Genomic DNA, 17,390 nt, shown 5'->3' with positions numbered 1-17,390 from the left:
ATGTCCCCGTCAGCCGCACGTTCCGGGAGTCCCAAGCCGGGGCGCCGGAAGAGGCGCCGGGGCAGGAGGCTCAAGACGGTCGACGAGACGTCGGCGGGTGGCCTGGTGCTCGACGGAGCACAACGGGCCGCGGTGATCGGCAGACTTGACCGGCGCGGCCGGTTGCTGTGGTCTTTGCCGAAGGGTCACATCGAGGCCGGCGAGACCGCGGAACAGACCGCGGTGCGCGAGGTCGCCGAGGAGACCGGTATTCATAGCAGGGTGCTTCGCCCGTTGGGGTCGATCGACTACTGGTTCGTCGCTGACGACCGCCGGGTGCACAAGACGGTTCACCACTTCCTCCTCGAAGCGCTGGGGGGAGAGCTTTCCGACGAAGACGTGGAGGTCACCGAGGTGGCGTGGGTGCCACTCGGCGAACTGGACGAGCGACTCGCGTATGCCGACGAGCGCCGCCTGGTCCGCCGAGCCGCCGAACTGCTCGCCGGCCGCTGCCGCAACGGGGCGGGGTCGGCGTGAGTCTGAGGAAGCTCGTCTGCACAGCCGCTGTCGCCACGTTCCTGGTGATCGCCTCGCCGCCCGCGGGCGCCGTCGAGCAGTCACCACCGGACGAGGTCGACGCGCTGCCGTTCCTGCCCGCCACCGAGGTGTGGGCCACCAGATCTCTTTCCGCCCAGCCGGGCCAGCAGACGCCGCAGTTCCTGCGGCTCGACATCGCCCAGCTCACCCCCCGGTTCGTGACGAGCGACTCGCCCGGCACGGTCAAGATCACCGGCACGATCGTCAACATCGGTGACCGCAAGGTCTCCGACATCGTGCTGCGCCTGGAACGCGGTGAGCCGCTGGCCACCGAGGACGACCTGCGCAAGGCGTTGCGGGAACCGGCGGCGGCCGAGGCCGTGCAGCCCAAGTTCACGCAGGTCGCCGACGTGCTGGAGCCGGGCCAGCAGAAGGACTTCACGCTCGACGTGCCGTTGCGGGGCACCGAGCCGACCTCGCTCGAGGTCGAGCAGCCCGGCATCTACCCGATCCTCGCCAACGTCAACGGCAGGCCGGACTTCGGCGGCCAGGCGCGGCTCGCGGCGCTGTCCACGCTGCTGCCGGTGCTCGGCGTGCCCGGCGGTGAGACCAAGGGCAAGACCGGCGCACCGGCCAAGCTCACCGTGCTGTGGCCGATCGCGGACCGGCCGAGGCTGGTCCGGCTCGGCGGCGAGGGTCAGTCGGAGCTGATCGACGACGAGCTCGCGACGTCGCTCTCGGTCAACGGCCGGCTGTACGGCCTGTTGCAGGCCTACGAGCAGGCGATCTCGTCGATGAGCACGGCCATGTGCGTCGCCATCGACCCCGACCTGCTGCGCACCGTCCAGGCCATGAGCACCGGCTACAAGGTGCGCGGTGGCGCGGACGGCAAGGGCAGGACCGAGGCCAGGCTGTGGCTGGACCGGCTCAAGCTCGCCGTCAGCGGCCGCTGCGTGATCGCGCTGCCCTACGCCGACGCCGACCTCGTGGCGTTGAACAGGGCGAAGCTCGGTCCGATGCGCACGCTCGCGGTGACCGGCGGCCCCAAGCTCATCCAGGACATCCTGGCCGTGCAGCCGCTGCCGAACCTGGTGTGGCCGGAGGACGGTGTGCTGGACCAGTCGACGTTCGACGAGCTGGTCACCCCGCAGCCGGACAAGGGCTACCAGGGCATGAAGTCGGTCCTGCTCGACCCGACCGGCCTCGCGGACGCGCCCGGCACCACCCCTGTCGGCATCGGCGGCAAGAACCCGGTGACCGCCGTCAAGATCGACTCGATGGTCTCGGACGCGCTGCAGGGCAGTGACTCGCGCCCGCGCACGCTGTCCGGCGTGACCGCGCCGTTCGAGAACCAGCCGGTGTCCGTGCAGAACGCGCTGGCCGTGCTGGTGTTCCGCGCCGGATGGCAGGGCGACGGCCGCAACGTGCTGGTCGCGCCGCCGCGCCGGTGGAACGCGCCGCTCTCGGAGATGACCGAGTTCCTGACGGCGTCCCAGAAGCTGCTCGCCGGCGGTTACGCGGCCCAGACCGGGCTCGAGGAGCTCACGAAGGCCACCCCCGCGGTGACGAACGCCAAGGTCGCCTACCCGCCGGAGGCCGGCGCGCGGGAGATCTCGACGGTCATCGCGGACTCCGTGACGAACCAGAGCGCACAGCTGAACGGCCTGGTCGCGGCGATGCAGCAGGAGGACACCCAGCACGCGTCGCCCGCCGACCTGGCCGACCCGCTGTGGCTCGGCCTGCTGCGCGCGATGTCCGGCGCGTGGCGGTCCAACGAGCAGGGCGCCCGGTCCGCGGCCGAGGTCAGCCAGGGCGAGCTGAACGGCCTGACCGGCATGGTCGGCGTGACCCAGCCGAACAGCCCGATCCTGCTCGGCTCCGGTGACAGTCCGATCCCGGTCACCCTCACGAACAAGCTCGACGTCCGGGTGACCGTGCGGATCACGCTGGCCGACACCCCGGGGATCAGGAAGCTCGACCTCGCCGACCAGGTGCTTCCCGCACGTGGCGAACGCGTCGTGCGGGTGCCCGTGGAGGTGCTGCGGTCCGGCAGGTTCCCGGTCAACGTCCGCCTGACCACTCCCGAGGGCGTCGCTCTCGGTGACACTGTCAAGCTTGAGGTGTCGTCGTCCGCCTACGGCACGATCACGGTGATCATCACCGTGATCGCGGCCATCGCACTCGTCCTGCTTTCCGGGCGGCGCATCTACAAGCGGGTCCGCGCTCGCAACGGCGAGAACGGCGACGCACCGTCCATCGAGAACGTCACACCGGAGAAGTCGAGCGCGTGAGCGAGACAGCCACGACCACCGAACCAGAGCAGCAGAAGCAGGCACCGTCGGTCGCCAAGGCGAGCGGCTCCATGGCGATCGCGACGATCGTCAGCCGCGCCACCGGGCTGCTGTCGAAAGTGCTGCTGATCGCGGTGATCGGCGCCGAGACGCTCGGTGACTCGTACCAGGCGGCCTCCACGCTGCCGACCATGATCAACGAGCTGCTCCTGGGCGGTGTGCTGACCAGCGTGGCGATTCCGCTGCTGGTCCGCGCCGAGAAGGAGGACAGCGACGGCGGCGAGTCGTACGCCCAGTGGTTGATCACCATGGGCACGCTGATCCTCGGCGTCGGCACCCTGCTGGCGATGGCCTCCGCGCCGTTGCTGACGGACATCTACATCTCCGACTCGCAGGACGCGAACCCCGAACTGGTCACCGCGTTCGCCTACCTGGTGCTGCCGGGCATCGTCTTCTACGGCCTGACGGCACTGCTCAGCGCCGTGCTGAACGCACGACACGTGTTCGGCATCCCCACCTGGGCGCCGGTGCTGAACAACCTCGTCGTGATCGTCGTGCTGGTCGTTTACGCGATGCTGCCGGGCGAGCTCACGCTCAACCCGGTCCGCATGACCGACACGCACCTGCTGGTGCTCGGCCTCGGCACCGCGCTCGGTGTCGCGGTGCAGGCAGCCGTCCTGTTCCCGGCGCTGCGCAAGACCGGATTCCGGTTCAAGTGGCGGTTCGGCTGGGACTCGCGGCTGTCGGAGTTCGGCAGCCTCGCGTTCTGGGTGCTGCTCTACGTCGGACTCGGCCTGGCCAGCATGACCGTGCTGACGAACGTGGCGACGAGCGCCAAGGGCACGCTGGTGGCGTTCAACTACCAGTGGCTGATCGCCCAGGTGCCGTACGGCGTGCTCGGAGTCTCGCTGCTCACCGCCCTGATGCCGAAGATGAGCAGGGCGGCCGCGCACAACGACAACGACTCGATCGTGCGCGACCTGCTGTTCGGCAACCGCATGTCGGCGATCCTGCTGATGCCGTTCAGCGCGCTGATGACGGTGTCCGGTCTGTCGATCGGCCTCGCGGCCTTCGCCTGGGGCAACTCGGGCATCACCGGCGGCACGAGGATCGGTCTCGCGCTGGCGCTCTCGGCGTTCGGTCTCGTGCCGTACGCGATCACGTTGCTGCAGTTGCGGGTCTTCTACGCGATGAAGGACGCCCGCACGCCGACGCTGATCCAGGCGTTGATCGTGGCGGTCCGCATCGGGCTGCTCTACCTGTTCCTCGCGGTGTCCACGCCGGGTGACGCCGGGCAGCTCGCCGTCGGCGTGTCACTCGCGATGTCGCTCAGCTTCGTCTTCGGCGCGATCGTCGGTCAGATCTGGCTGCGAATCAGGCTCGGCCGGCTGCGCACCGGCTTCACCATCTGGACCGTGTGCCTCACCGTGGTGGCGTCCTCGCTGGCGTTCGCGGTGGCCAAGGGAGCGAACGCGCTGGTCCAGGGCTTGATCGAGTTCGGCGACCCGGTTGTAGCCGCTTGGGTCGAGGTCGTTCTGGTGACTTTGATCGGTTTGCCGCTCGCGTTCGGCCTTTTGGCGGCATTCCGGGTACCCGAGATGAAGCCGGCCATCGACAAGATCAACCGTTTGGTGCGGCGGCGGTGACTCCGGCCCGTGACTGTCGTCCCGTACCCTCGTGCCCGTGAGTAGCGGAGTTCACGCCGCCCTGGTTCCCGGCGGCGTCATCGGCAATGGCCGCTACCGCCTGCTCGCGAAATCAGGAGCGGACGCCCGGTCGAACGCGGAGCTGTGGCGCGCCCGCGACGGTCAGCTCAACCGGGACGTCGCGCTGACCGTGTTGCTGGGCGATCTGGCGGACAACGACGCCGCCGCTCGTGCTCGCCGAACGGTCGAACGCGCGATGCACGCGGCGTCGTTCACGCACCCCGGCGTTTCGCGCGTGATCGACGTGCTGACGCCCGGCACCGGCATCCGCCCGGACGAGGGCATCCTCGGCATGGTCATCGCCGAGTGGACCCAGGGCACCGACCTGATGGACCTCATCGCGGAGGGCCCGCTGCCGGCGGGCGCCGCGACCCGTCTGCTCGAGCCGCTCGGCGCCGCCATCGAAGGCGCGCACCACGCCGGTCTCGTGCTGGGCGCCGACCACCCGCAGCGCATCCGGGTCACCTCGGACGGCCGCCTGCGCCTCGCGTTCCCCGGTCCTCGGCCGGACGCGATCGCGCGCGACGACGTCAAGGGCCTGGGCGCGATCCTGTACCTGCTGCTCACCGGCCGGTGGGCGCTGCCGGGCGGCCCTCAGGGCGTGCCGCTCGCCCCGACCGGTCCCGATGGGTCCGTGGTCGCACCGAACGCGTTGCACCCGTACCTGCCGCACGACCTGTCGTCCGTCGCGGTGCGTTCGCTGGAAGACACTTCGGTGGGTGGCATCCGGACGTCCGCGGCGATCCTGCAGGTCCTGGACCAGATCGCGGCCGAGGAAGCACAGACCTCGCTGATCCCGGCCGTGTCGCCGGCTAAAGACGACGACGACCAGGTCGTGTGGACGACACAGCGTCCGCGGCAGGACAAGCAGCAGAAGAAGAAGCTGTGGATCAGCGTCGGCGTGCTCGCCGTGGCCACGCTGACCGTGATCGTGTGGCTGAGCGTGCAGATCGTCGGCTTCTTCAGCGACGAGCCGTCCAAGGGCGGCGGCCCGACCGTGGTGATCAACCAGCCGGGGTCGAACGGCCAGTCCGCACCCGCACCCGCGCCGGCCGGACCGGTGCAGCCGGGCCAGATCGGCGTCTACGACGTGACGAACCAGCCGGACAACGCGAACCAGGCGAGCCGCGCGGTCGACAACAACGCGACCACGTTCTGGCGGACCGACAACTACTTCCAGCCGTTCCCGACCCTGAAGCCGGGGATCGGGCTGATGGGGTCGTTCGCCGAACCGGTGCGGCTCGCCTCGATCACGATCACCTCGCCCAGCAAGGGCACGCACGTCGAGATCAGGGTGGCGTCCTCGCTCGACGCCCCGCTGGAGGAGACCAAGGTCATCGGGGTCGCGGACCTGTCAGAAGGGCAGACGCAGATCCAGCTCAACGAGCACGAACCGACCGGGCACGTGCTGATCTGGATCACGCAACTCACGAACTCCGGCGGCGGCAAGAACCAGTCGGAGATCCGCGAGATCCTCTACACCCGAGCCCAGTAGAACTACGCCTGCACATTGGATGGCCATCTTCGGGTGACGCGAGGTCGTGTCGGTCGTCCGGCCGACTTCTCGACGACCTCGCCGCCGTCTCCGAAGGAGCGGCCAACAACGCTGTGATCACGCTCGCTAAAGTGCGTCCCGTGACCGCCGCAGCCAGCTCGGACGCCGATCTCATCTCGGCCCACGCCGCAGGTGACCCCTACGCGTTCTCGGAGCTGGTCAAACGGCACCGCGACCGGATGTGGGCGGTGGCGTTGCGAACGCTGCGAGACCCGGAGGAAGCGGCGGACGCCCTCCAGGAGGCGTTCATCTCGGCCTTCCGGGCGGCCTCGACGTTCCGCGCGGAGTCACAGGTGACCACCTGGCTTCACCGGATCGTGGTCAACGCGTGCCTCGACCGGATGAGACGGCGGCAGACAAGACCGACAGTGCCGCTGCCCGAGGCCGGTCCCGGCGAGCCCGTCGCGCCCCGTGACGCGATGAGCGACCGCGAGACCAGCCTGATGGTGCAGCAGGCGTTGATGGAGCTGCCTGAGGAGCAGCGGGCGCCCATCGTGCTCGTCGACGTCGAGGGCTATTCGGTCGCCGAAACGGCGAAGATGCTCGGCATCGCCGAAGGCACGGTGAAGAGCCGGTGTGCGCGAGGTCGCGCCAAGCTCGCCAAAGTTCTCGGGCACCTCAGGAACCGAATCGCAGATGCGAACGTCCCAGCTGACGGTGTGAATGTGCAAGAGCAACGTCAGTGGGAGGGCCGATGACCGGCATGGAGCGCGTGCCGATGGGTCCGCCGTGGTCTGTTGACCTCATCGCGGACCTGCACGCGGGCGTGCTGCCCCCTGAGGTCGCCGCACAGCTGCGCCCGAGGGTCGAGGCGGACGCTGACGCCAGGGAGATCCTGCAGGCGCTGGACGCCACGCTGGAGGACCTGCGGGCGTTGCCGCCGATCCCGATGCCCGACCACGTGGCCGCCAGGATCGACGCCGCTCTCGCCGCCGAGGCCCGTCCGGGCATCGCGCCGGTGGTGTCGCTGAACGAGGCCCGCAAGCGTCGCAACCGCAGGCTCGGCCTCGGTGGTGGCGGTGTGCTGGTCGCGGCCGCGGCGGCGTTCGGCATCGTGCTGGCCGTTTCCCCTGGCGGGAAAGAGGCGAACACCCCCGGCGACGCCGCACCGGCACCGACGACGTCCGCCGCGAACCAGGCCCCGCTCGCCATCAAGCGCGACGAACTGGGCTCCGCGGTCGGGGAAGTGCTGAAGGCGCAGAACTACGGCCCGCTGGAGACGCCCGACCGGTTGGCCGGCTGCCTGCGGGGCGGTGGCATCACCAGCTCGGGCAACCCGCTCGGCATCAGCCCGATCAACCTCGAGGGCAAGGACGCCGTGATGGCGATCCTGCCCGCCGGTCTCGGCAAGTACCGGCTGGTCGTGCTGGACCCTGCGACCTGCGGACCGGACAAGCCGGAGGGCGTTCTCGCGGACACGACGGTGGGTCAGAGGTAGTCGCTCAAGTCACGGAATTAGCTGCACCTACGATCCGTTGAGCCAGACAGACGACGAGATCGAGGAGTTGCTGGGGCCGTGAGCGTGCGCAACGTGATCATCATCGGATCGGGGCCTGCGGGCTACACCGCGGCGGTCTACGCCGCCCGCGCGCAGCTCGAGCCCCTGGTCTTCGAGGGTTCGCAGTACGGCGGCGCCCTGATGACGACGACCGAGGTCGAGAACTACCCCGGCTTCCGCGACGGCATCATGGGCCCCGAGCTCATGGAGCAGATGCGTGAGCAGGCGACCCGTTTCGGTGCCGAGCTGCGTGCCGAGGACGTCGAGTCCGTCGAGCTGACCGGTGAGATCAAGAAGGTCGTCGCGAACGGCGTCGAGTACGAGGCCCGCGCGGTCATCCTCGCGATGGGTGCGGCGGCCAGGTACCTGAACATCCCCGGCGAGCAGGAGCTGCTCGGCCGCGGTGTGTCGGCCTGTGCGACGTGCGACGGCTTCTTCTTCCGCGACCACGACATCGCGGTGGTCGGCGGCGGCGACACGGCGATGGAGGAGGCGACGTTCCTCACCCGCTTCGCCAAGTCCGTGACGGTCATCCACCGTCGCGAGGAGTTCCGCGCCTCCAAGGTCATGCTCGAGCGCGCCCGCGCCAACGAGAAGATCAAGTGGCAGCTGAACACGCAGGTCACCGACGTGCTGGGTGACGGCACGGTGTCGTCGATCAAGATCAAGGACACCCAGACCGGCGCCGAGTCCGAGATGCCCGTCACCGGATTCTTCCTGGCGATCGGCCACGACCCGCGCTCGTCCCTCGTCAAGGGCCAGGTCGACCTCGACGCGGAGGGTTACGTCCTGACGAAGGACAAGTCCTCCTACACGAACCTGGACGGCGTGTTCGCTGCCGGCGACCTCGTCGACCACGAATACCGCCAGGCCATCACCGCCGCCGGCTCGGGTTGCAGCGCCGCGATCGACGCGGAACGGTGGCTCGCCGAGCACGGCGAGGAGCACGCCGAGATCGCCGCTGAGGCAGTCGGCGGCGGCTACGGCAAGAGCAACTGAAGTTTCTTCGAGTTCTAGGAGAGAACATGGCAGGCGCCACCGTCACGGTGACCGACAAGTCGTTCGCGGACGACGTGCTGACCAGCGAGAAGCCCGTGCTGGTCGACTTCTGGGCGACCTGGTGCGGCCCGTGCAAGATGGTTGCGCCGGTGCTCGAGGAGATCGCCGCCGAGCACAGCGAGAAGATCACCATCGCCAAGGTCGACATCGACGCCAACCCGTCGATCGCCCGCGACTACCAGATCATGTCCGTGCCGACGCTGATCCTGTTCCAGGGCGGCCGCCCGGTGAAGCAGATCGTCGGCGCGAAGCCCAAGGCCGCGCTGCTCAACGACCTGTCGGACGTTCTGGCCTGACGAAAAAAGTTGCATCGGCCAAGAAGTCCTTTGCAACGCGCAACGTGACCCGCCCGTCTATCGATAAGACGAGCGGGTCACGTTCGTTTTCGTGCCGGGAACGTGATCCCGGTACGACTGTGAGTAGCCCTGCATCGATCACTCTGCGGAGCAGGGCACAATGAGGACTTCCCAACTGACGCGCCGACCAGGTTCGGCGCCCTAGTCGAGCGAGGGTGCATGCAGCTGCTCCGCCGCGGGGACGTCGGAAGTGATGTTGCCGAGATCAGGTCGACCCTGACCCGTATCGGGATGCTTCCGCCGACCGACCCCCAGGCGCCGCCGGTGTTCGACCAGCAGGTCGAGCACGCCGTGCGAGCGTTCCAGCAGCAGCGGGGGCTGATCATCGACGGCATCGTCGGCCCGGCGACCTACCGCGCGATGCGCGATGCGACGTTCTCACTCGGCGACCGTCCGCTCGCCTTCCTGATGTCGCAGCCGACCACCGGCGACGACGTGCTGATGCTGCAGGAACGCATGCTGGAACTCGGTTACGACGCCGGCCGCGCCAACGGCGTGTTCGGCCAGCAGACCGAGCAGGCGCTGAAGAACTTCCAGCGCGACTACGGCCTGATCGTGGACGGCATGTGCGGCCCGGACACCGTGCGCGCGTTGCGCCAGCTCCAGCCGAAGGTCCGCGGTGGCCGCCCGCAGCTGCTGCGTGAGCAGGAACGGCTCCGCGGCGCCGGTTCGCGCCTGTCCGGCAAGCGCATCGTGATCGACCCCGGTCACGGCGGCCAGGACCGCGGTGTGGTCGTGGACGGTCTCTCCGAGGCCGACCTGATGCTGGACCTCGCGCGCCGGCTGGAAGGCAAGATGGCCGCCACCGGCATGGAGGCGTTGCTCACCCGCGGGCCGAACAACTGCCCGGACGAGGCGGAGCGCGCCCGGTTCGCGAACGAGGCCGGCGCCGACCTGATCCTCTCGCTGCACGCCGACGGCAACTCGTCACCGCACGCGCAGGGCGTGGCGACGTTCCACTACGGCACCGGCAACGGCGCGTCGTCCACCGTGGGCGAGGCGCTGGCCGGGTTCATCCAGCGCGAGGTCACCGCCCGCACGTCGATGTGGAACTGCGGCTCGCACCCGAAGACGTGGGACCTGCTGCGGCTCACCCGCTGCACGGCCGTCCGGGTCGAGGCCGGGTACCTGACGAACACCGAGGACCGCGCGCGGCTGGCCACGCCGGGCTTCCGCGACATCGTGGCCGAGGGCATCCTCGTCGCCGTGAAGCGGCTCTACCTGCTCGGCAAGGACGACCAGCCGACGGGCACGTTCACGTTCAACGACCTGCTGCGCTACGAGATGGCCAAGGGCTGATCTCTTCCCCGCACGAAAAAGGGCCCCCTCTCGCGAGGGGGCCCTTTTTGCTTTGGTCAGACGGGACGGAAGCTCGGTTCCGCCGTCGAGACGGTCACGCTGTTGAGAAGTCGTTCGAGGGCAGCCTCGACGTCTTCCTTCCACGTGATGGCGCTGCGGAGCTCCAGACGCAACCGCGGCCAGCGCGGGTGCGGCCGCACGGTCTTGAAGCCGACGCTCGTGAGGAAGTCGGCGGGTGTGACGCAACTGGACTCTTCGTCGTCCGGGCGCATGTCGCCGAACGCCTCGATGGCCTTCACGCCACGACGCGTCAGATCCTTCGCCACGGCCTGCACGAGCACGCGCGCGAGTCCTCCCCCTCGGAACTCCGGAAGAACGTCCAGCGAGGTCATGAGGACCGCGTCCGGGCTCACCGGAGACGTGGGGAAGGCGGCGCTGCGCGGAACAGCGGCCGGTGGTGCGTAGAAGACCGAACCTGCGGGAATGCCGTCGCAGTAGATCATGCGACCGCACGAGCCCCATTCAAGCAGGACGCTGGAGACCCAGGCTTCCTTCTCGAACTCGGTGTCGCCGTATTCCTCAGCCTGTTCGCGCAGGTGAGGGGCCAGTTCCCAGAAAACGCACGTCCTGCTGTGCTTGGAGAGATGCTCCAGGTTGTCCAGCGTGACGCCCACGACGCGACGGGACACCCCAACCTCCACCCGTTAACACACACAGTGAACCCATACGAGGGTAGGCGAATGTGACGGAACCGGGAAGGCGCGTGCCCTGAACGGGACGACGGTTACACTCGCTCGGGACATTTCCTATTCAGGAGTCCCACATGACTGTGCCCGGACAGCCCGCCAAGCAGGGCCCCAGAAGCCTTGACCCCCACCTCCGCCGCTACGCAGCGCGCACGGCAGGGATGACGGCGTCGGAGATCCGGGCACTTTTCGCAGTCGCATCCCGTCCCGAGGTCGTATCGCTGGCCGGCGGCATGCCGCACCTGGCCGCGTTGCCGCTGGAGTCGCTGTCGGCCGAGATCGGTCAACTGGTCGCGACCGAGGGTCTGGTGGCGCTGCAGTACGGCTCGGCGCACGGTGTTCCGACGCTGCGCGAGCAGATCTGCGAAGTCATGGCGATGGAAGGCATCAAGGGCCACCCGGACGACGTGGTGGTGACCGTCGGCTCGCAGATGGGCCTCGACATGGTCACCCGGATCTTCTGCGACCCCGGTGACGTGGTGATCGCCGAGGGACCGTCGTACGTCGGCGCGTTGGGCTCGTTCACGGCGTACCAGGCGCACGTCGTGCACGTCGCGATGGACGCTGACGGGCTCGTGCCGTCGTTGCTGCGAGAGGCCCTGGAGGCTTGTCGTCGCGCCGGCCAGCGGGTCAAGTTCCTCTACACGATCCCGAACTTCCACAACCCGGCCGGCGTGACGCTGGCCGTGTCGCGGCGGGCCGAGATCCTGGAGATCTGCCGTTCGTACGGCGTGCTGGTCGTGGAGGACAACCCGTACGGGCTGCTCGGGTTCGACGGCCAGACGTACCCGGCGCTGCGGTCCATGGACCCGGACAACGTGGTGTACCTCGGGTCGTTCTCGAAGACGTTCGCCGCCGGACTGCGGGTCGGCTGGGTGCTGGCGCCGCACGCGGTGCGCGAGAAGCTGGTGCTGGCGGCCGAGTCGGCCACCCTGTGCCCGCCGACGCTGAACCAGATGATCGTGTCGCGCTACCTCTCGACCCAGGACTGGAAGGGTCAGATCAAGACGTACCGCGAGGCGTACCGGGAACGCCGGGATGCGGCGGTGTCGGCTCTCGAGCAGCACATGCCGCAAGGTTCCACGTGGAACATTCCCGACGGCGGCTTCTACGTCTGGGTGACGGTGCCCGAGGGCATCGACACCAAGGCGATGCTGCCTCGAGCCGTGACGGCCCGCGTGGCGTACGCGTCCGGCACCGGGTTCTACGCGGACGGCTTCGGCTCCCGCCAGTTGCGGATCTCGTACTGCTACCCGACGCCGGAGCGCATCCGGGAGGGTGTTCGCCGCCTGGCGAACGTCATCGAGGAAGAGATGCAGCTGCACGCGACCTTCGGGGCGACGCCTGGGCGGCAGCTGTCCGGTCCGCAGACCCCTTCGCCCGACACCGCCTGATCCTCTCTTTGGAGTTTTGCTGTGGCTGACCGCATGGTCGCTGTGCTGTCCGGTGGGCTCTCCCACGAACGCGAAGTCTCGATCCGCTCCGGTCGCCGTCTGTCGGCTGCCCTGCGGTCGGCGGGCGTGATGGTGGAGGAGTGGGACGCCGACGCCTCGCTGTTGACGCGTCTTGCTTCGCATCGCCCGGACGCTGTCGTCGTCGCCCTGCACGGCGGTGAGGGCGAGAACGGTTCGGTGCAGGCGATCCTCGAGATGTTCGGTGTGCCGTACGTGGGCACCGACTCGCGGGCGTGCCGCCGGGCGTGGGACAAGCCGACCGCGAAAGCCGAGCTGGCCCGTGCCGGTCTGGCGACGCCGGAGTGGGTCGTCCTGCCGCACGCGACGTTCCGGGAGTTGGGTGCCAAGCCGGTGCTCGACGCGATGGTCTCGACGCTGGGGCTGCCGTTGATGCTGAAGCCGGATCAGGGTGGCTCGGCGCTGGGTGCGCACGTGGTCCGGGACGCTGCCGATCTGCCCGCGGCGATGGTCGGGTGCCTGGCGTACGGCGACACCGTTCTGGCGGAGCAGTTCATCTCCGGGGTGGAGGTGGCCGTGACGGTGGTGGACGGACCTGACGGTCCGACGTCGTTGCCGGCGGTCGAGATCGTTCCGGAGACCGGTGTGTACGACTACACCGCTCGGTACACCGCGGGGCTGACGGACTTCCACGCGCCGGCTCGGCTGGACGCGGCGGCCGCCAAGGCGGTCGGGGAGCTGGCGGTGGCGGCGCACCGGTTGCTCGGGCTGCGGGACGTGTCGCGGACCGACGCGGTCGTGGCCGAGGACGGGACCGTCTACTTCCTCGAAGTGAACGTGTCGCCGGGACTGACCGAGACCTCGCTCCTGCCGATGGCCGTCGAGGCGGCGGGGGAGTCGTTGGGCGAGATTTACGCCGGACTGATCGAGCGCGCTGTCGCTCGTTGACCTCTCCTTCATAGGTGACGCCCCGTAGCCAGTCGGCTGCGGGGCGTCATCGTCACCGTGACATAAGGCCCGTGGGTGATCGTATGGGCCTACTCCGATGTCCGAATTGTCGTTTCTGGGCTCATCATGCCGATGATGCGTTCAAGATCGTCAACTGACCCGAATTCGACGACGATCCGGCCCTTTCGCTGCCCGAGTTCGACCTTCACGCGAGTGTCGAAGTTGTCCGAGAGGCGCTCGGCGAGCTCCTGCAGACCGGGTGCGTGCATCTGCTTGCGAGGAGCCTGCTTCGGCTTCGCGGGCTTCTCGTTCTTGGCGAGCGTCACCGCTTCCTCGGTCGCGCGGACCGACATGCCCTCGGCGATGATCCGTGCCGCGAGGTCTTCCTGCGTGCCGGCGTCGTCGAGACCGAGCAGCGCGCGTGCGTGACCCGCGCTCAGCACCCCCGCCGCCACCCGTCGCTGGACGGGGAGGGGGAGCTTGAGCAGACGGATGGTGTTCGTGACGACGGGGCGGCTGCGGCCGATGCGGTCCGCGAGCTCCTCGTGCGTGACGCCGAATTCCTCGAGCAGCTGCTGGTAGGCCGCCGCTTCTTCGAGCGGGTTGAGCTGGACGCGGTGGATGTTCTCCAACAGTGCGTCGCGCAGCATCACGTCGTCGGCGGTCTGCCGCACGATCGCCGGGATGGTCTTGAGCCCGGCCTGCTGGGTCGCCCGCCATCGGCGCTCGCCCATGACGAGCTCGTAGGTGTCCGCGGTGAGCTCGCGGACCACGATCGGCTGCATGAGCCCGAACTCCTTGATGGAGAACGAGAGCTCGTTGATCGCGTCCGGGTCGAACACCTGGCGCGGCTGCTTGGGGTTGGTCTTGATCGCGGTGACCGGAACCTCCCGGTACACCGCCCCCGCAACCTCACCGATCGGCTGCTGGTTCCTCGCCGTCCCGTTCCCGTTTCCGGCCGCGGCGGGCCGGATGGTGCTGGGCGCACCGGGCGGAGGACCCTGCGGGATCAATGCGGCCAGGCCGCGCCCGAGTCCGCCCTTGCGCTGCTCCGTCATGCGCCCTCCTCCATAGCCCCGCGGATCGCGATCTCCTTGGCGGCGTCGAGGTAGCTCATCGACCCGCGCGAGCCCGGGTCGTACGTCAACACCGTCTGCCCGAATCCTGGTGCCTCGGAGACCTTCACGCTGCGCGGAATCACCGTCTTGAGCGCCACGTCGCCGAAGTGACCGCGCACCTCACTGGTCACCTGGTCCGCGAGCTTCGTGCGGCCGTCGTACATCGTGAGGAGGATCGTCGAGATCGCGAGGTCCGGGTTGAGGTGCTGCTGCACCAGTTCGATGTTCCGCAGCAGCTGGCTCAGACCCTCCAGCGCGTAGTACTCGCACTGGATCGGGATGAGGACTTCCTGGGCCGCGACCATCGCGTTGACGGTCAGCAGGCCGAGACTCGGCGGGCAGTCGATGAAGACGTAGTCCGGCTGCAACGCGTCGAGCGCCTCGGGGGAGAGCGCCTCCTTCAGTCGCGACTCACGGGCGACCATCGAGACGAGCTCGATCTCGGCGCCGGCGAGGTCGATCGTGGCGGGCACGCAGTACAGGTTCGGCGACGTCGGGCTGACCTGAGCGGCCTCCGCGATGGAGATCTCGCCGATCAGCACCTCGTAGACCGACGGCGTGCCGGAGCGGTGCTCAACAGAGAGCGCCGTGCTGGCGTTGCCCTGGGGGTCGAGGTCGATCACGAGCGTCTTGAGCCCGTGAATCGCGAGCGCCGCGGCCAGGTTCACCGTGCTCGTCGTCTTGCCCACGCCACCCTTCTGGTTGGCGACAGTCATCACCCGGCGATGCGTAGGCCGGGGGAGCAGTGACTCGTCGGGGTGCAGCACGCTTGCCGCACGAGCCGCCTCTTCTGCAATCGGGGTCCACACCACGGCGCTGTCATCTCCGTTGTTGGTCGGCTTGGTCTTCGGCTTCTGCTTGGGCTCGGTTTCACGTGGAACATCAGCAGCCTGAAACTCCGGAAACACGCTCACCGATCCCTCCTCGTCTGGCGCTCAACAATCAGCACCGTCGTAGGCACCTCAAGTACGTCCGCTCCCACAACGACGACGTGGCCATTGGCGCCCCCAGCCTTCTGCACCGCCGCGCCGTCGCGATCAAGCTCCTCCTGCGCACGCTCACCCTTGAGCGCCACCATCCGCCCACCGCCCTTGAGAAGCGGAAGACACCACCGCGCGAGCTTCTCCAGGGGAGCCACCGCGCGCGCAGTAACCACGTCGCAGTTCTTCAGCTGCGCCCGAACCGGCCCTTCCTCCGCACGCCCGCGAAGAACGGTCACGTTGTCGAGCTCCAGCCGCTCCTTCACTTCCTCAAGCCACGCAATCCGCCGAGCCATCGGCTCCAGCAGCGTGATCCTCAGGTCGGGCCGCGCAATGGCGAGCGGCACCCCAGGCAACCCGGCACCCGAGCCTACGTCGACCGTCCGACAATTCGGCGCGATGACCTCCTGGATCACCGCCGAGTTGAGCACGTGACGATCCCAAATCTTGTCGACCTCACGAGGACCAATAAGGCCACGCTCGACGCCGTGCTCCTCCAGGAGCCGAACAAACTCGGCAGCACGCTCAACGTGCTCGCCGAAGACGAGCTTCGCGTTGTCGGGCAACTCCCCGGCCATGTTCTCCGTCCGTGAGCGTTTCACGTGAAACCACGCGGCGGCGACCTTGCAGCGGCCGGTGGAAAAGCTGGCGAATGCCAGGGCACCATCATGACGGATCGACCGTGCGCTCCGCCAAATCCTGAGCGCTGTTTCACGTGAAACTTGGGGAAAAGTTGCGCCCGACCATCTACACCGTCGCCCACCCCGGCCCCGGACGCGTCTCCACCATGTCCCACCCAGCCGGCGGCCGATACCTGGAGGCAAAGATCCGCGACCTCCGCCGCCTCGGCGTGGACATCCTCGTGTCTGCCCAGACCGACAGCGAACGGGTCGAGTGCGATCTCGCCGACGAGGAGCGCGCGGTGACCGCAGCCGGTCTTCAGTTCGTGTGCTTCCCGATCGAGGACCGGACAGCGCCTGTCGTGGCGGAGGCCGTCGCCGTCGTCGCGCCGCTCCACGCGATGTACCGGGCGGGTGCGCACGTGGTGTTCCACTGCTGGGCGGGGATTGGGCGGTCGTCGTTGTTGGCCGGCCTGCTGCTGGGGATGGACGGGGTGGAGCCGGGGGAGGCTTGGCGCCTGATCTCGGCAGCCCGTGGGTTCCCGGTGCCGGACACGGCGGAGCAGGAGTCCTGGCTCGCGGCTTGGTGGGCTGACCGCGATGCGGCGTTTCACGTGAAACCGTGACGCCAGGTTCGTTGGCTAGTCACGTCCCCAGCGTGGTCCGTCAGGCATGGACGAGATGTGGGGTCCATCGCCGCTGCGCGACGATTGCGATTGGGGCTTGACCTTGAGCCTCTGACGGGATGCTGACACGGCCTCCAAAAGCCGGGGTGAAAAGCGCCCCGGCCGAACCCGAACAGGGGAGCATCCCGCCCCCTCAAGGTAAAGCCCCAATCGCGAGGCGTGGGGTGTGCACCGCTACCCGGCGGGGGATCGCACACGCGGGCGTACCCATCGTGGCGGCGCACCTGGGCGTGCCCAGCGGTGCGTAGCTCCACACGATGCCCGGCGAGCGAGACGACCCAGTGCCTGCCGGGGTCCAACGTCCGCCAGATCCCGCATCCATCACGCCTGGCGTCCCGCCGCTGAGGGAACCTCGCGCCTGTCCGATCCGCAGCGGATGGCGGAGGCACCGCCGCGCTCACGGCCGCGACTTCCGCCGGATCTCCCGCCGCCACGTCGCCCACCGCACCCCGCACCTGTCTCGCACCCGCCACACTGCATCCCCGCGCCGCCCCGCCTCGCCCCGCTTCGCCCCGCGCCGCTTCGCCCCGCGCCGCCTCGCCCCGCGCCGCCTCGCCCCGCGCCGCCTCGCCCCGCGCCGCCTCGCCCCTGTCTCTTATA

General features: G+C 68.8%; 16 protein-coding genes. 12 read left to right on the top strand and 4 right to left on the bottom strand.

The genetic code is table 11. The features are described from left to right. From SK803_RS05890 to SK803_RS05850, 9 genes are all read left to right on the top strand, one after another. The gene (locus SK803_RS05890; RefSeq protein WP_319964741.1) at positions 1-516 is read left to right on the top strand and encodes an NUDIX hydrolase; all 516 of its coding nucleotides are present in this window, start codon (positions 1-3) and stop codon (positions 514-516) included. Further along, entirely contained in the window at positions 513-2,807 is a 2,295-nt protein-coding gene (locus SK803_RS05885; RefSeq protein WP_319964740.1) for a DUF6049 family protein, read from the top strand. The genes SK803_RS05890 and SK803_RS05885 overlap by 4 nt, the downstream gene beginning before the upstream one ends. Next, a complete protein-coding gene (gene murJ, locus SK803_RS05880) occupies positions 2,804-4,453 on the top strand; it encodes a murein biosynthesis integral membrane protein MurJ (protein ID WP_319964739.1) in 1,650 nt (549 codons plus the stop codon). Before SK803_RS05885 ends, murJ begins: the two co-directional genes overlap by 4 nt. 37 nt (positions 4,454-4,490) lie before the next feature. After that, positions 4,491-6,008 (top strand): protein kinase family protein, encoded by a 1,518-nt coding sequence (locus SK803_RS05875; RefSeq protein WP_319964738.1) that lies wholly within the window; start codon positions 4,491-4,493, stop codon positions 6,006-6,008. Positions 6,009-6,148: 140 nt separating this feature from the next. Next, positions 6,149-6,766: an RNA polymerase sigma factor SigM gene (sigM, locus tag SK803_RS05870; RefSeq protein WP_319964737.1), complete on the top strand. Its 618-nt coding sequence runs from the start codon at positions 6,149-6,151 to the stop codon at positions 6,764-6,766. After that, positions 6,763-7,506 carry a hypothetical protein gene (locus SK803_RS05865; RefSeq protein WP_319964736.1) on the top strand — a complete coding sequence of 248 codons (744 nt, stop codon included), beginning with the start codon at positions 6,763-6,765 and terminating at the stop codon, positions 7,504-7,506. The genes sigM and SK803_RS05865 overlap by 4 nt, the downstream gene beginning before the upstream one ends. 78 nt (positions 7,507-7,584) lie before the next feature. Continuing rightward, on the top strand, positions 7,585-8,565 hold the full coding sequence (trxB, locus tag SK803_RS05860) for a thioredoxin-disulfide reductase (RefSeq protein WP_319964735.1): 981 nt from the start codon (positions 7,585-7,587) through the stop codon (positions 8,563-8,565). Positions 8,566-8,591: 26 nt separating this feature from the next. Next, entirely contained in the window at positions 8,592-8,921 is a 330-nt protein-coding gene (gene trxA / locus SK803_RS05855; protein ID WP_319964734.1) for a thioredoxin, read from the top strand. Between the two features lie 219 nt (positions 8,922-9,140). Further along, complete coding sequence (locus SK803_RS05850) at positions 9,141-10,280, top strand: N-acetylmuramoyl-L-alanine amidase (RefSeq protein ID WP_319964733.1); 1,140 nt, start codon at positions 9,141-9,143, stop codon at positions 10,278-10,280. A gap of 56 nt (positions 10,281-10,336) precedes the next feature. On the opposite strand, the gene SK803_RS05845 is transcribed toward SK803_RS05850, so the two are convergent. Next, entirely contained in the window at positions 10,337-10,969 is a 633-nt protein-coding gene (locus tag SK803_RS05845; RefSeq protein WP_319964732.1) for a GNAT family N-acetyltransferase, read from the bottom strand. Positions 10,970-11,103: 134 nt separating this feature from the next. On the opposite strand from SK803_RS05845, the gene SK803_RS05840 reads away from it, so the two are divergent. After that, complete coding sequence (locus tag SK803_RS05840; protein WP_319964731.1) at positions 11,104-12,420, top strand: aminotransferase-like domain-containing protein; 1,317 nt, start codon at positions 11,104-11,106, stop codon at positions 12,418-12,420. A gap of 21 nt (positions 12,421-12,441) precedes the next feature. After that, positions 12,442-13,386, top strand: a complete 945-nt coding sequence (locus SK803_RS05835; RefSeq protein WP_319964730.1) for a D-alanine--D-alanine ligase family protein — start codon at positions 12,442-12,444, stop codon at positions 13,384-13,386. A gap of 89 nt (positions 13,387-13,475) precedes the next feature. Here the strand turns inward: SK803_RS05835 and SK803_RS05830 are convergent, their stop codons facing one another. The 3 genes from SK803_RS05830 to rsmG form a co-directional block, all read right to left on the bottom strand. Then, complete coding sequence (locus SK803_RS05830; protein ID WP_319964729.1) at positions 13,476-14,444, bottom strand: ParB/RepB/Spo0J family partition protein; 969 nt, start codon at positions 14,442-14,444, stop codon at positions 13,476-13,478. Next, positions 14,441-15,316, bottom strand: a complete 876-nt coding sequence (locus SK803_RS05825) for a ParA family protein (RefSeq protein WP_319965034.1) — start codon at positions 15,314-15,316, stop codon at positions 14,441-14,443. The genes SK803_RS05830 and SK803_RS05825 overlap by 4 nt, the downstream gene beginning before the upstream one ends. 98 nt (positions 15,317-15,414) lie before the next feature. Continuing rightward, on the bottom strand, positions 15,415-16,062 hold the full coding sequence (gene rsmG / locus SK803_RS05820) for a 16S rRNA (guanine(527)-N(7))-methyltransferase RsmG (RefSeq protein WP_319964728.1): 648 nt from the start codon (positions 16,060-16,062) through the stop codon (positions 15,415-15,417). A gap of 137 nt (positions 16,063-16,199) precedes the next feature. Between rsmG and SK803_RS05815 the strand changes: the two genes are divergently transcribed. Next, on the top strand, positions 16,200-16,730 hold the full coding sequence (locus SK803_RS05815; protein ID WP_319964727.1) for a protein-tyrosine phosphatase family protein: 531 nt from the start codon (positions 16,200-16,202) through the stop codon (positions 16,728-16,730). Positions 16,731-17,390 lie beyond the last annotated feature (660 nt).

Source organism: Lentzea miocenica, assembly GCF_033949945.1.
GTDB classification, from domain to species: Bacteria; Actinomycetota; Actinomycetes; order Mycobacteriales; family Pseudonocardiaceae; genus Lentzea; species Lentzea miocenica.
Note: the sequence above shows the minus strand (reverse complement) of the source record. Positions and strands in the feature narration are given on the sequence as shown.

Bases quoted from the DNA above. Each gene is read 5' to 3' on its own strand.
- SK803_RS05890 (WP_319964741.1), top strand. From the start codon at position 1: ATGTCCCCGTCAGCCGCACGTTCCGGGAGTCCCAAGCCGGGGCGCCGG.
- SK803_RS05865 (WP_319964736.1), top strand. From the start codon at position 6,763: ATGACCGGCATGGAGCGCGTGCCGATGGGTCCGCCGTGGTCTGTTGAC.
- trxA (WP_319964734.1), top strand. From the start codon at position 8,592: ATGGCAGGCGCCACCGTCACGGTGACCGACAAGTCGTTCGCGGACGAC.
- SK803_RS05850 (WP_319964733.1), top strand. From the start codon at position 9,141: ATGCAGCTGCTCCGCCGCGGGGACGTCGGAAGTGATGTTGCCGAGATC.
- SK803_RS05840 (WP_319964731.1), top strand. From the start codon at position 11,104: ATGACTGTGCCCGGACAGCCCGCCAAGCAGGGCCCCAGAAGCCTTGAC.
- SK803_RS05830 (WP_319964729.1), bottom strand. From the start codon at position 14,444: ATGACGGAGCAGCGCAAGGGCGGACTCGGGCGCGGCCTGGCCGCATTG.
- rsmG (WP_319964728.1), bottom strand. From the start codon at position 16,062: ATGGCCGGGGAGTTGCCCGACAACGCGAAGCTCGTCTTCGGCGAGCAC.